Below are 12,866 nucleotides of genomic sequence, written 5' to 3' on the forward strand. Positions count from 1 at the left end.
CGGGCGCCCCACGGGGGCACGGGTCACCGTGCGGCCGGACCCCGCGGCCTTCACCGTCCTCGAAGCCGGCGCGACGGTCCGGTGGACGGGCAGGTCGTCCTCGCCCCGGGCCGGAGTCCCGGTGTCTTCGGCCCCGGCTCCCGGCGCCCGTGGGGGTGTCGCCCTCTCCGCCGCGGTCACGGCCCGCGCCGCGCCGCCCGCGTCCGGCGCGGGCCCCTGAAACAGCAGACGCAGCGGCACGGAAGCCGGCAGAACCCCTGCCGCTGCCCATCCACGCCGCACCATCCAACCCCCGGCATGCGTCTCGGCGGGGGTGGCACGGGCCGGCGGACGGGGTCGGCACCGGCCGAGTCCCCCGTACGCCCGGCCGCCCCTTCAAGTAGGCCGAGCGCGTCCCGGTCCGTCAAGCCCTGGCAAAGCCATTGACCACCTCTGTCCGGAAGCGAACGGTTCCGTACGACTCCGACGGTTATCGAGCCGATCCGGTGCCCCGGCCGAGTGGCCCGCGCGGGTCGGCCGCCCCCCGCCACCGGCGGCGCTCACGGAGCCGGTTCGAGGCCCCAGGCGGCGGCGCGTGCCGCGGCGGCGGCCCGGTTGGGGACGCCCAGCTTGGCGAGGATGTGCTCGATGTGCGTGGCGACGGTGCGGACCCCGACGCTGAGACGGTCCGCGATCTCCCGGTTCGTCCGGCCCCGGGTGAGCTCCGCGAGGACCTCCGTCTCACGGGCGGACAGCGCCGCGGGCCGGGCGACCGGACGGCAGACCGCGTGCAGCGCCGAGCCCTGACGGGCCACCCGGAGTTCGAGCAGACGCCGCTGGTAGGGCACCAGGACGGCGGCGGGCAGGGGCCGCCCGGCGGCGACCTGCCGTACGAGCCGGGTCAGCGGGGCGTCCGCCGAGGCCAGCCCGGGCAGGGGCGGCCCGCTCACCGGGACGGGGTCCGCGTCCCGCTCCGGCGGCAGCACCACGGCACAGGCCCCGCCGTCCGGCGCGCCGGGCGGCCGGGCCGCCGTCAGCGGGTCGGCCAGGGCACCGAGGGACTCGCCCAGCAGAGCCATCACGGCGCGCAGCGCGTCCGGTTCGCGGCGCGCCCGCGTGGTGCTCACGTTGAGGACGCCGACATACCTGCCGTCCGCGGCGAACAGGCACTGGGCGAGGCCGCCGCGCACACCCAGGGGACCGAGGGCCTCCCGGATGCCGGGGGAGACCCGCCGCTCGGGTTCCGGCACCTCCCGCCACCAGCGCACGCCGTCCGGCGAGCGGCGGATGGCGGCGAAGGCCGGGTCGTCGTGGAGCCGGTGCTCGATGTACGCGGTCGCGGCGTCCGGGTAGGTGCCGGCCAGCGTGACGTGCCGGCGGCGCAGCGGGTCCCACCGGGCCAGGGAGGCGAAGTCGTGGTCGATCACCCCGGACAGCGCCGCGAGAACGGCGTCGGTGCCGGTGGTGCCGCGGGCGGCGTGCCGCGCGGCCCGGCGCAGGCCCAGCGCCGCGCTCAGCACGTCCGCCGTCCTGCGTGTCGCTGCCATCCGCCCAGGATGATCACCGGATGCGGTGGCGGTCAACCGGCGAGTTCGTCGTGTACGACCTCCCCGCCGACGGCGGTGAGCACCACCGGCAGGTGGGGGATGTCGTGCGGGTCGGCCGCCCGCAGGTCTCCGGCGAGGACGCACAGGTCGGCGGCCTTGCCCACCTCCAGCGAGCCCTTCCAGCTCTCCGCGAAGTCCTGCCAGGCCGCGTCGGCGGTATAGGTCCGCACCGCCTCGGCGAGCCGGATGCGCTGGTCCGCGCCGCTGACCCGGCCGCTCCCCTTGGCCTCGCGCAGCATCATCGTCGCGATGCCCTGCCGCCAGTCGGGGAAGGTGACCGGCGCGTCCGATCCGCTGGTCACCCGCACGCCCGCGTCGAGGGCGTCCCGGTAGGGCCACTCGTACGCCGCCCGTTCGGGGCCGACGTACTGCTCCTCGATGTCCGCGACGGCCCACCGCCGGGTGCGCGGCAGTCAAGGTGATGTCCTTCCGTCGGAACGAGCGGGATCGGCACCCGCGACAGCCCCCCACGGCCGCGCGTGCGCGGGAGCCGTGGGGACGTGCCGGGGGGCGGCACGCACTGTCCCCCGGGCCGGGCGGGCCCCGCATCGGTCATCCGACCGAGGGACGCTCGCTTTCCGGCGGGAGCCGGTCGCCGGGGAGGGATTCCGCGGTTCCGGCCGCGGACCGGTCCAGCGGACGGGACGTACGCGTGCGGCGGCCGCCCGCAGCGGGCGGCCGCGGAAGGGGGCGTCCGGCGGGGCGGCGGTGGAAGGGGGGCGACCGCCGGATGAACGGGACGAGGCCGGACGGCTCCGGCGCGGCAGGAAGGGGCGGACGCCGCCGACCGGTGCCGGGCGCGGGGTACGCGGGCGGGACACGCCGCCCCGAGCGCCCCCGCCGGGCTGCGAAAACGCGTCACAGTGGCGCGTGAGTCGCGTGGTGCAGGGGACACGGAGCCATATGTCGACAACCACGGACCAGCCGCCGGCCGGCACCTCCGGCCCGGTGCTCAAGCGTGCCCTGACCACCCCCCTGCTCTACTTCTTCATCCTCGGGGACGTACTCGGCGCCGGGGTGTACGTCCTCGTCGGCCAGGTCGCCGCCGACTCGGGCGGCGCGGTCTGGCTCCCCCTCCTCGTGGCGCTCCTCCTGGCGCTGCTCACCGCGGCCTCGTACGCCGAGCTCGCCACCAAGTACCCGAGAGCCGGCGGGGCCTCCCACTACGCCACCCGGGCCTTCGGGCCGTTCGCCGGCTTCGTCGCCGGCTTCTGCATGCTCGCGGCGGGCATCGTCTCGGTCGCGGCGCTGGCCCGGGGCTTCGGCGGCGACTATCTGTCGGAGTTCGTCACCCTGCCCGTCGGGCTCGTCGCCGTCGTCTTCCTCATCGGGCTGGCGCTGGTCAACGCCAGGGGGATCAAGGAGTCGACGCGTGCCAACGTCGCCGCCACGATCGTCGAGGTGGGCGGCCTCGCGGTCATCGTCGTCCTCGGTGCCTGGCTGCTGCTGCGCGGCGACGGCGACGCGGGACGCCTCACCCAGCTCGGCACGCCCGAGAAGGGCGCGGCGGCCGCCGTCCTGAGCGGCTCCGTCCTGGCGTACTACTCCTTCGTCGGCTTCGAGACGTCCGTGAACGTCGCCGAGGAGACCCGCGACCCGCGGCGCTCCTACCCGCGCGCCCTCTTCGGCGCGCTCGTCACCGCGGGCGCCGTGTACGTCCTCGTGGGCGTCGCGGCCTCCGCCGCCGTACCGACCGCGCGGCTCGTCGAGTCGAGCGGACCGCTGCTGGAGGTCGTCAAGGAGGCGGGCGGCGTGCCGACGCGGCTGTTCAGCGCCATCGCCCTGGTCGCCGTCGCCAACGGGGCGCTGCTCACCGGCATCATGTCCTCCCGCCTCGCCTACGGCATGGCCAGGGACGGACTGCTGCCCTCCGGGCTCACCCGGGTGCTGCCCGGCCGCCGTACCCCGTGGGCCGCCATCGCGGCGACCACGGTGCCCGCCGTCCTGCTGGCGCTCACCGGCAGCGTCGCCACGCTGGCCTCCACCCTCGTCCTGCTGCTCCTGGTGGTGTTCCTCATCGTCAACGTCGCCGTCCTGGTCCTGCGGCGGGAGCCCGGCGAGGACGGTCACTTCCGGGCGCCCACCGCCATACCGGTCCTCGGCGCCGCCTCCTGTGTGCTGCTCGCCACGCAGATCGAGGCAGAGGTGTGGCTGCGCGGCCTGGTGGTGCTCGCGGTCGGCGTCGTGCTCGCCGGGGCGGCCACCGCCCGCCGCCGCGGGCGCGGTGCCCGGGGACGGAACCGAGCGGCCCGGCAGGACGCCGGCATGCCGCGCTGAGGGCGGGCCGCCGGCGGGGCGGGGGGCGCGGGGGGCCCGCACCCGGCCCGGGGCGGGGTTGTCGTCGGCGTACCCCTCGTGGTTAGGCTCAGGGCAGTGCTCGGGACGCGGGCAGGCCCGTGAACAGCGGACACCCGTGGGCGTACGGCCAGGGCCGCTGAGGGCGGTGGCACCGTCACGCCTCGACGCGGGCCGCCGCCCGGTGATCGTGGTCAGTGAGGACCCGTTGATGGACTACCAGGCCGAGACGCCGCCCCCGTCGCCGGGCGGGGAGACCGCCCACGGCGGCCCGGACGGGAGGGGCGGGGAAGCGGAGCTGGCCCGGCTGCGCGGGGAGATCGCCGACCTGCGCGGACGGCTGCTCGCCCACCCGGGCATCTCACTGGCCCAGGGCATCCTCATGGAGCGGTACGCGCTGCCGGGACGACAGGAGGCGTTCGCCCTGCTGCGGGACGCCTCTCAGCGGTTCCACATCAAGCTGCACACGCTGGCCGACGCGGTCGTCCGTACGCCCGGCCCGGCCCCGGACACCGACGTGTGGTTCCGGGGCCGGGCCCGCGGCGGCCCGCCCGCGCTGCGCGAACTGGCGGTGGACCCCGCCGGCCGCGACAACCAGGGCGCCGTGCTGAACGCGGTGCTGCGCCGGGTGCTCACCGTGACAGGGGCCGGCATGGGTAACGTGCAACTGGCGGAGCACGGTCGGCTCAGGCTGGTCAAGCATGTCGGGCTGGGACGGGGAGTTCACCGACTTCTTCGCGTTCGTCGACGACTCCACCACGGCGTGCGGTAAGGCCGCCGAGAGCGGACGGCAGGTCACCGTGCGCGACATCGCCACCGCGGCGCTCTTCGACGAGGCGTCCCGGCGGACCATCCTGCGCGCCGGCAGCCGCGCCGTCCACAGCGTTCCGCTGGTCGACCGGTCCGGATCGGTCCTGGGCATGGTCTCCTCGCACCACGAACGGCCCCTGACGGGTTTCACCCAGGCCCAGCCGCGCGCGCTGCGGGACATCGGCAGCACGGCCGGTCACTGGCTGGCGTGGCACCGCCGCACCGTCGTCCTGGACGCTCTCGAGTACCTGCGCGTCACGGCGCGGGGGCGGTGCGTGGCACCGGAGGGCGGTCCCGTGCGGCGGGGCTGCGGCTGAGCGGCCCGCGGCGGCGCCGGGGGAGGCGTCCGCCGGAGCCGGACAGTCGGCGCGGGCGTGCGCCGCGCACCGAGCCGCCGCCTCGGCGGGCGCGGCCACCGGCATCCGGCAGGCGCACCGGGGCGCCGCCCGGACCGGCCGGAGGCCGCCGCCCGCCGACGGGCGGCGGCGTGGCGACTCAGTCGCGGTCGACGTGCTCGCGCAGGATCTTGCCGTTCGAAGCGTCGACGTCGTACGTGGTCTTGTTCCAGTTGTCGGTGGAGACGACGTCGACGGACCAGATCAGACGCCGGTCGTCGTTCTCGTCGAGTTCGACGCCGGTGACGGTCCCCTTCGTCCTGCCGGTGGCCGCCCGCACGGCCTGCTCCGGAGACTGGCGGGCGTTGCCCAGCCGGTCGGTGATCTTACGCTTGTCGTCCGCGTCCTGGTCGGGGTCGGCCTGCGTACGGAACACCTTGCCGTTGACGGCGTCGATGTCGACACGGTGGACGGTGCCGTCCTCGGCGGCGACCTCGGCGGCCCACTCCGGCGCGCCCGGGGAGGGGGCCGGGTTCGGGGTACTGGGGCTGGGGCTGCCCGGTGACGAGGTGGCGTCGCGGGGCGTGTGCTTCAGTTCGAGGTGGGTGAGCTTGCCGCGGGGGACTTCCTTGACGGCGGTGGCCGCGGCCTTGTCCCAGCTCACCTTCGCCTTCGGGACCAGATCCCTGCGTTCGGCCTGGTCCTCGCTGAGCGAGGGAGAGGTGGCGGCGGGGGTGGTCTGGGCCGGCGCGGCGGCGCTGGCCTCGGTGGTCTCCGCGTTTCCGCAGGCGGCCAGCAGCAGGGTGGAGCCGCCGAGGGCGCAGAGAACGGCCACCGACCGCATCGGCCGCCGCCCGCGCATACTCGCAAAACGTGACATAGCGCTCATGTACGTGTCACTATCCGCAACCCCGCGCCGACACACCGGGACAGGCCGGGGATCACCGCAACAGGTCAACGAAGCGCTGGGCCCCTCCGGTCAGGGCCCCCACGCGTCCGGGCCGCCGCCCCGCCACTCGATCAGGGAGGAGCCCGCGACATCGAGCTCGTCCCAGCCCTGCAATCCGGCTTCCTGGAGGAAGGCCGTGACATCGCGCAGACTGTAGGCGCGGCCCAGGATCCTCCCGTCGGCCCGCACCCTGCGGCCACCGTCCTCGTCGGGCGGATACACGATCACCGGGGGCTCAGACATGCCACCAGCCTCCCGGGATACGGCCGTACCCGCACGTCGAGAAGCCGGGAGCCGACCGGTGAACCGCGGGCCGCACCGCGGTCGCGGCGTGGCCGTACGGGCGGCGCTCGCCGCGGCCCGGCGGGGCGGAACGGTCGTCCTCGAGCCGCGATCCCGCGCCCGCGGCGACGCGGTCTGAGACGATCGACGCGGGGCCCGCCACGCCGGGAGGAACGCCGATGGACGCCGAGGCCGTCGCCGACGAGCTGTACGCGTTGCGGCCGGAGGACTTCACGGCCGCCCGCAACGCGCGCGCGGCCCAGGCCCGCAAGGCCGGGGACCGGGCCCTAGCGGAGGCGATCGGCCGGATGCGCCGCCCGAGTCTGTCGGCCTGGGCCGGCAATCTGCTGGTCCGGGAGCGGCCCGAGGAGGTGCGACGGCTGCTGCGCCTGGGGGAGGGGCTGCGGCAGGCACACCGTGAACTGGACGGCGCGCGACTGCGCGAACTCAGCCGCCGGCAGCGGGACGTGATCGGCGCCCTGTCCCGGCAGGCGCGGCACCTCGCGGCTCAGGCCGGACACCCCCTCGGCGCGGGCGCGCAGCGCGAGGTCGAGAACACCCTGCACGCCGTGCTGGCCGACCCCGGAGCCGCCGGGGAGTGGGCGAGCGGCCGGCTGGACAGGCCGCTCGGCGCCGCCAGCGGCTTTCCCGCCGTGGCGGAAGGCGCCGCACCCCGCCGCGAGCCCGCCCCTCCCCGTCCCGCACCCGCCGCACCGGACGCGGGACCGGCGCGCCCGTCCCCGGCCCGCGAGGAGACCGAGGGCGAGCGGAGCGGCTGCGCCGGCTGGCCCGGGCGCGGCGGGACGCCGACGCAGCCGACCGCGAGCTGCGAGCCCGCGAGCGTGAGGCGGCGGACGCCCGGCGCGACGAGGACACGGCGGAGGAACGGGCGGAGCGGCTCGGGCGCCGCGTCAGCGAGCTGGCCGGGGAACTGCGCCGGCTGGAGGACGAGCACGAACGGGCCCGAGCCGCCGCCCGCGCGGCGCGCACCCGGGCGCGGACCGCCGGCCGCCGCGCACGGGAGGCCGCACGCCGAGCCGAAACGGCCGCCGCGCGGGTGGACCGCCTGACAGGGACCCCCTGATCGGAGCCGCCTGATCGGAGCCGCCTGACCGGGGCCGCCCGACGGAGCGGGGCGGTGACCGGGGCCGTGGCACGCCGGCCGAGGGGCGGTGGCCGACCCTGACGATGGGTGGCCGGTGGCCGGTGGCCGGTGACCGGTGACCGGTGACCGGCGTGAGACGGGTGCCGGGGCCACCGCCCGGGCGCCGGCCACCGACGGCCGGTGCCCGGCTCCCTGCGGCGCGGCCGTCCCGTCGCCCCGTGTCCCGCGGTCCCGTCCGGCCGGAGCGGTCAGGCGGCCGTCTTCCTCCGGCTCTTCCCCCGGCGTCCGCTGCCGGCGAGGGCCTCGATCAGCTCCTCGCGGCTCATCCGGGACCGGCCGGAGACATCCTGGTCGGTGGCACGCTGGTACAACTCGGCCTTGCTCAGCCGCCGCAGCTCGCTCCGGGCCGCCCCGCCCGGACCGCCGCGCCCCTTCCCCTGAGCCTTGCCGGCGGCGGTCTCCCGCGCCGCCGGCCGCTTCCCGGCGGTCTTCTTCCCCGCGGTCTTCTTCCCGGCGGTCTCCTTCTCCGCCGTCTTCGCTTCCGTCGTCCGCCGCGCGGGCCCGCGCGCGGCCTCCCGGCCCGGGGACGTCTTCGCCCCCCGTTCCGGGCGGGAGGGGCGGGCCGGGGACCGTGCCCGGTCGAGGCTGCCCTGAAGCACCTCCATCAGGTCGATGACGTTGGTCGCCGGCGGCGGCTCCTCCGCCGCGGCGATCTCGCGCCCCTCCGCCTTGGCCCGCACCAGTTCCCGTACCTTCTCCTGGTAGGTGTCGTGATACCGGGCGGGGTCCCACGGGCCGCTCAGGGCATCCACCAGCCGGACCGCCATCTCCAGCTCCTTGCCCCGCTCGGCGCGGTCCGAGGGAAGCTCGGGCAGCTCGCCGGCCGGGTCGCGGACCTCGTCCGCCCAGTGCAGCGTTTGCAGCACCAGGAGCCTGTCCTCCGCCCGCAGCGCGGTCAGATGCTGCCTGCCGCGCATGACGAACGTGGCCAGGCCCACCCGGTTCGTCTCCGCCAGCGCCGAACGGAGCAGCTCGTAGACCTTCAGGTACTCCTTGCCGCGCGGGGCGAGGTAGTAGGTGCGGGCGAAGTACACCGGCTCGATCGCCGCCAGATCGACGAAGTCGGAGATCTCGATCGTCTGGGAGCGGCCCGGAGCGATCCCGTCCAGTTCCTCGGGCTCCACGACGACGTACTCGCCCTCGGCCACCTCGAACCCCTTGACGATGTCCGCCGTGGCGACTTCCTCGCCGGTGCGCTCGTTGACCCGCCGGTTGCGGATCCGGTCGGAGGTGCCGCGCTGGAGCTGATGGAAGTGGACCGTATGGTCCTCCGTCGCGCTGAACAGGCCGACCGGCACGGTGACCAGCCCGAACGTGATCACTCCGGTCCAGATCGCCCGAGCCATGGCCGTCGCACTCCGTTCCGCCTCGACCGGTGGGGCGGGGCCGCGGCCGCCGTGTCCGGGCCGGCGCCCCGCCCCCGTCCCCTTCATGAGACAGCCCGGCCGGGCGGTCCGCACCCCGGTGGGCGCCCTCAGGTTTCGGGACCGATCTCCGCCAGGAGGTGGGGGCCGTCGGCGCGGACGTCGTTGACGGCCGTGGAGACGGGGCGGGCGTCCAGATGCCCGCCGGCGGGCTGGGTGAGCAGGGCCCGCAGTTCCCCCGGGTCCCCGTGACGGGGGTCGAGCCAGGCGTCGTAGTGGTGCGGGGGGAGCGCCAGCGGCATACGGGGGTGGACGCGCCCGGCCGCGTCGGTGGCCTCCGTGGTGATGAGGGCGCAGGTCATCAGCCAGGCGGCCGGATCGTCGTCCTGCTCCACCCCGGGATCGCGCCAGAACTCGTACAGGCCGGCGAGGGCCATCACCCCGCCGTCGGCCGGATGGATGAAGTACGGCTGTTTGCGGGCCTTGCCGGTGGACCGGTCCGCACGCTCCTGCCACTCGTAGAAGCCGTCGGCCGGCAGCAGGCAGCGGCGCTTGGCGAAGGCACGGCGGAAGGAGGGCTTGGAGTGCACCGTCTCCACGCGCGCGTTGATCAGCCGCGAACCCGTCCGCGGGTCCTTCGCCCAGCTCGGCACCAGACCCCAGCGCACCGGCCGCAGCCGCCTGCGCCGCGGGGCGGTCGCGTCGTCCTCGCGCGGGGCGCGGTCGAGGACCGCGTACACGTCGTCGGTCGGGGCCACGTTCCAGCTCGGCGCCAGCGCCTCCTCGGGGCGCCAGTCGGTGACATGGAAGAGCCCGGCCAGGTCCTCCGGGCCGCGGGTGGAGACGTAGCGGCCGCACATACGGCCACTGTGCCACGGTGCGGCCCGGCGCGCGGACGCGTCCGCCGGGCCGCGGGGGTCCGCGGTCGTGACCGAGACGGTATCTCCTGGGGGTGTATGGCGCGTTACGGCCGGGGTAGTTCCGCTATGGACGAAAGACGGCAGGAAGGACCGGGGCGTGATGCTGTCTCATGCGCTCGAGCGCGGCGTGCTCGTCATCACGGTGCCCAGCGACCCGGGCATCGACGGGCGGGCGCCGCTGCTCGAGAAGATCGACGACCTGGTCCGGGCCCACCGGCCGGCCCCCGTGGTCATCGTCCTGGACGAGCCGGCGGCCCAGGGCGCGGCCGTCAGCGTGGTCCTGCGCGCTCACCGGCTGTGCGGCCGCCTGGGCGTCCCGCTGTCCGTGGCCACCCGCAGCGCCCCCGCCCGGCGGTTGCTGGAGGCGGGCGCCGACACCAGCGGCCCCCGGCTCGTCGTCCACGCGCGCGCCGACGCCGCCGTCACCGCCGCCGCGTTCACGGCGGCCGCCTGACGTCCGGGCCGTCCACCGCCCCCTGCCGGTCCCTTCGGGAGCCTCCGCCGACCGTCCGCGCGCGGCCGTCCCCGCCCAGCGGGCGGGCCGTCCGCTCGGCGGCGGGCAGGGGCGTCCGCCGCTCCGCCACGGCCGGGCCGGGGAAAACCACCACCGGGTCCGGTCCCTCGGAGACCGGGAATCGAGGGGGAGCGGGGCCGGACCGGAGCAGCCGATCGGACACGCCGGTCATGGCCGTGCGCAACCGGGGCCGGGGCGGGGCGACGACGCCGCGCCGGCACCGTCACGCCGGTGCGCGAGCCGCGGTCCGCGACCCCGGATCAGGCGGCGCCGTCCGGTCCCCGCGGGACGCGGAACGCCGCCGGGCCGAGCCGGATCACGCCGTCACTCAGCGGTGTGCAGCGCACACGGCCCCCGCCGCGCAGCGCGCGCTGGGCGCCCGGGCCGATGGTGACGTCCATCCAGGCACAGGGCCGGGCGGCCGGTTGACGGCGAACACACCGGCCCGCCGCCGCTGTCGAGGGCGATCGTCGCTCCGAGGTAGGTGTCGATGCCGACGCCCCGCAGGAGGATGTTCCACCGCGTGTGCCGCAGATCGGCCGACGGGTCGATGCCCAGGGGCGGCTTCTCCTCGGCCATGAGGGTCACCGCCGCGTTCCGGTGCGCGGGCCTGGCGCAGTGGCGGTCGCCGACCAGCCCCGGATGGCGGCGTACCTCCACCCGCGGCACGCGCTCGTCGGGCGGAGCGGAGGCGAGAGGTCGCCGGGCCGCCCGGCCAGCCGGTGCGACGGCGACACCAGCAGGCGCAGCGCCTCCGCGTCGGCCATGTCCCCACCCTATGCGGGCACCCACCGAGGGACAGGGCCGGAGCAAAAGGACGAAATCCGCCCGGAAGGCAGGTGAGTGGGTCGAGTGGGTGTGGCGGAACCCGGCCGGCCGCGGTGCGGCTTGTCCCGGCTCCCGGGGGAAGATGAGATCGCGAGCGCACGCACGATCGATGTGGAGGAGTGAGCTCATGCAGCACGAGCGAGCGGGCAAGCCGGCCGGGCCCGAGGACCTGGTGGACGTCGCCCGGCTGGTGACGGCGTACTACACGCTGCACCCCGACCCGGCCGACCCGGGGCAGCGGGTGACGTTCGGCACATCAGGGCACCGCGGATCGTCGCTCGCGGCGGCGTTCAACGAGGACCACATCGCCGCCACCAGCCAGGCCATCTGCGAGTACCGCGCCGCACAGGGCACGGACGGCCCGCTGTTCCTCGGCGCCGACACGCACGCCCTGTCCGAGCCGGCGAAGACCACCGCGCTCGAGGTGTTCGCCGCCAACGACGTGACCGTCCTGATCGACTCGGCGGACGGCTACACCCCCACCCCCGCCGTCTCGCACGCCATCCTCACCCACAACCGGGGCCGCACCTCCGGCCTCGCCGACGGTGTGGTCGTCACCCCCTCGCACAACCCGCCCGCCGACGGCGGTTTCAAGTACAACCCGCCCAGCGGCGGCCCGGCGGGCGGCGAGGCGACCTCCTGGATCCAGGACCGGGCCAACGAGATCATCGCGGGCGGCCTGAAGGACGTACGGCGCGTGCCCTACGCCCAGGCGCTCGCCGCGCCCGGCACCGGCCGCTACGACTTCCTCGGCACCTACGTCTCCGACCTGCCCAGCGTGCTGGACCTCGACGCGATCCGGGCGGCGGGCCTGCGCATCGGCGCCGATCCGCTGGGCGGCGCCTCCGTCGCGTACTGGGGCCGGATCGCCGAACAGCACCGCCTCGACCTCACCGTGGTCAACCCGCTCACCGACCCCACCTGGCGGTTCATGACGCTGGACTGGGACGGGAAGATCCGTATGGACTGCTCGTCGCCGCACGCCATGGCCTCGCTGATCGGACAGCGGGACCGCTTCCGGATCGCGACGGGCAACGACGCCGACGCCGACCGGCACGGCATCGTCACCCCCGACGCCGGTCTGATGAACCCCAACCATTATCTCGCCGCGGCGATCTCCTACCTCTACGCCCACCGCACCGAGTGGCCCGCCGGCGCGGGCGTCGGCAAGACGCTGGTGTCGTCCGGGATGATCGACCGCGTCGCCGCCGACCTGGGCCGCCCGCTGGCCGAGGTGCCCGTCGGGTTCAAGTGGTTCGTGGACGGGCTGATCGGCGGGTCGATCGGCTTCGGCGGCGAGGAGTCCGCCGGGGCGTCCTTCCTGCGCCGGGACGGTTCGGTGTGGACCACCGACAAGGACGGCATCATCCTCGCCCTGCTCGCCTCCGAGATCACCGCCGTCACCGGGAAGACGCCGTCCGAGCACTACGCCGCGCTCACCGCGCGCTTCGGCGAACCGGCGTACGCCCGCACCGACGCGCCGGCCTCCCGCGAGGAGAAGGCACGCCTGGCCAAGCTGTCCCCGGCCCAGGTCACCGCCGACACCCTCGCCGGGGAGCCGGTCACCGCTGTGCTCAGCGAGGCGCCCGGCAACGGCGCACCCATCGGCGGCATCAAGGTGACCACCGAGAACGCCTGGTTCGCGGCCCGCCCGTCCGGCACCGAGGACGTCTACAAGGTCTACGCGGAGTCCTTCCGCGGCCCCGCCCATCTGCGGCAGGTGCAGGACGAGGCCCAACAGGTGGTCCTGGCCGCGCTGGGCGGCTGACCGGCCCCGCCGATCGCTCCGCCGGCCCTCGCGCGGCCGGCGGAGCCCGA

The 12,866-nt window shown here is 75.9% G+C and carries 13 protein-coding genes; 6 read left to right on the forward strand and 7 right to left on the reverse strand.

Going from position 1 to position 12,866, the window contains the following annotated elements; translation table 11 throughout:
- Positions 1-539: 539 nt before the first annotated feature.
- Positions 540-1,526: a LuxR C-terminal-related transcriptional regulator gene (locus AB0L74_RS18800; RefSeq protein WP_365652950.1), complete on the reverse strand. Its 987-nt coding sequence runs from the start codon at positions 1,524-1,526 to the stop codon at positions 540-542.
- 32 nt (positions 1,527-1,558) lie between these two features.
- Positions 1,559-1,999 carry an amidohydrolase family protein gene (locus tag AB0L74_RS18805; protein ID WP_365653178.1) on the reverse strand — a complete coding sequence of 147 codons (441 nt, stop codon included), beginning with the start codon at positions 1,997-1,999 and terminating at the stop codon, positions 1,559-1,561.
- A gap of 490 nt (positions 2,000-2,489) precedes the next feature.
- On the opposite strand from AB0L74_RS18805, the gene AB0L74_RS18810 reads away from it, so the two are divergent.
- The 3 genes from AB0L74_RS18810 to AB0L74_RS18820 all read left to right on the forward strand — a co-directional run bounded on the left by AB0L74_RS18810 (position 2,490) and on the right by AB0L74_RS18820 (position 5,008).
- On the forward strand, positions 2,490-3,863 hold the full coding sequence (locus tag AB0L74_RS18810) for an APC family permease (protein ID WP_365652953.1): 1,374 nt from the start codon (positions 2,490-2,492) through the stop codon (positions 3,861-3,863).
- 166 nt (positions 3,864-4,029) lie between these two features.
- Positions 4,030-4,653: an ANTAR domain-containing protein gene (locus AB0L74_RS18815; protein ID WP_365652956.1), complete on the forward strand. Its 624-nt coding sequence runs from the start codon at positions 4,030-4,032 to the stop codon at positions 4,651-4,653.
- Positions 4,583-5,008: a GAF domain-containing protein gene (locus AB0L74_RS18820; RefSeq protein ID WP_365652959.1), complete on the forward strand. Its 426-nt coding sequence runs from the start codon at positions 4,583-4,585 to the stop codon at positions 5,006-5,008. Before AB0L74_RS18815 ends, AB0L74_RS18820 begins: the two co-directional genes overlap by 71 nt.
- A 178-nt stretch (positions 5,009-5,186) precedes the next feature.
- On the opposite strand, the gene AB0L74_RS18825 is transcribed toward AB0L74_RS18820, so the two are convergent.
- Entirely contained in the window at positions 5,187-5,870 is a 684-nt protein-coding gene (locus tag AB0L74_RS18825) for a PepSY domain-containing protein (RefSeq protein WP_365653180.1), read from the reverse strand.
- Positions 5,871-6,005: 135 nt separating this feature from the next.
- Positions 6,006-6,218, reverse strand: coding sequence for a hypothetical protein (locus AB0L74_RS18830; RefSeq protein WP_365652962.1), 213 nt, complete (start codon positions 6,216-6,218; stop codon positions 6,006-6,008).
- Between the two features lie 218 nt (positions 6,219-6,436).
- On the opposite strand from AB0L74_RS18830, the gene AB0L74_RS18835 reads away from it, so the two are divergent.
- Positions 6,437-7,327 (forward strand): hypothetical protein, encoded by an 891-nt coding sequence (locus AB0L74_RS18835; RefSeq protein ID WP_365652965.1) that lies wholly within the window; start codon positions 6,437-6,439, stop codon positions 7,325-7,327.
- Positions 7,328-7,610: 283 nt separating this feature from the next.
- Here AB0L74_RS18835 and AB0L74_RS18840 read toward each other — a convergent pair whose 3' ends face one another.
- A complete protein-coding gene (locus AB0L74_RS18840) occupies positions 7,611-8,768 on the reverse strand; it encodes a Ku protein (protein ID WP_365652968.1) in 1,158 nt (385 codons plus the stop codon).
- 128 nt (positions 8,769-8,896) lie between these two features.
- Positions 8,897-9,646: an SOS response-associated peptidase gene (locus tag AB0L74_RS18845; protein WP_365652973.1), complete on the reverse strand. Its 750-nt coding sequence runs from the start codon at positions 9,644-9,646 to the stop codon at positions 8,897-8,899.
- A gap of 160 nt (positions 9,647-9,806) precedes the next feature.
- On the opposite strand from AB0L74_RS18845, the gene AB0L74_RS18850 reads away from it, so the two are divergent.
- On the forward strand, positions 9,807-10,160 hold the full coding sequence (locus tag AB0L74_RS18850; RefSeq protein WP_365653181.1) for a hypothetical protein: 354 nt from the start codon (positions 9,807-9,809) through the stop codon (positions 10,158-10,160).
- Positions 10,161-10,480: 320 nt separating this feature from the next.
- Here AB0L74_RS18850 and AB0L74_RS18855 read toward each other — a convergent pair whose 3' ends face one another.
- Complete coding sequence (locus AB0L74_RS18855; RefSeq protein ID WP_365652976.1) at positions 10,481-10,621, reverse strand: hypothetical protein; 141 nt, start codon at positions 10,619-10,621, stop codon at positions 10,481-10,483.
- A gap of 554 nt (positions 10,622-11,175) precedes the next feature.
- Between AB0L74_RS18855 and pgm the strand changes: the two genes are divergently transcribed.
- Complete coding sequence (gene pgm, locus AB0L74_RS18860; RefSeq protein WP_365652979.1) at positions 11,176-12,816, forward strand: phosphoglucomutase (alpha-D-glucose-1,6-bisphosphate-dependent); 1,641 nt, start codon at positions 11,176-11,178, stop codon at positions 12,814-12,816.
- The last annotated feature ends 50 nt before the right edge of the window (positions 12,817-12,866 follow it).

It is taken from the genome of Streptomyces sp. NPDC052020 (genome assembly GCF_040680575.1).
Classification (GTDB): Bacteria; Actinomycetota; Actinomycetes; order Streptomycetales; family Streptomycetaceae; genus Streptomyces.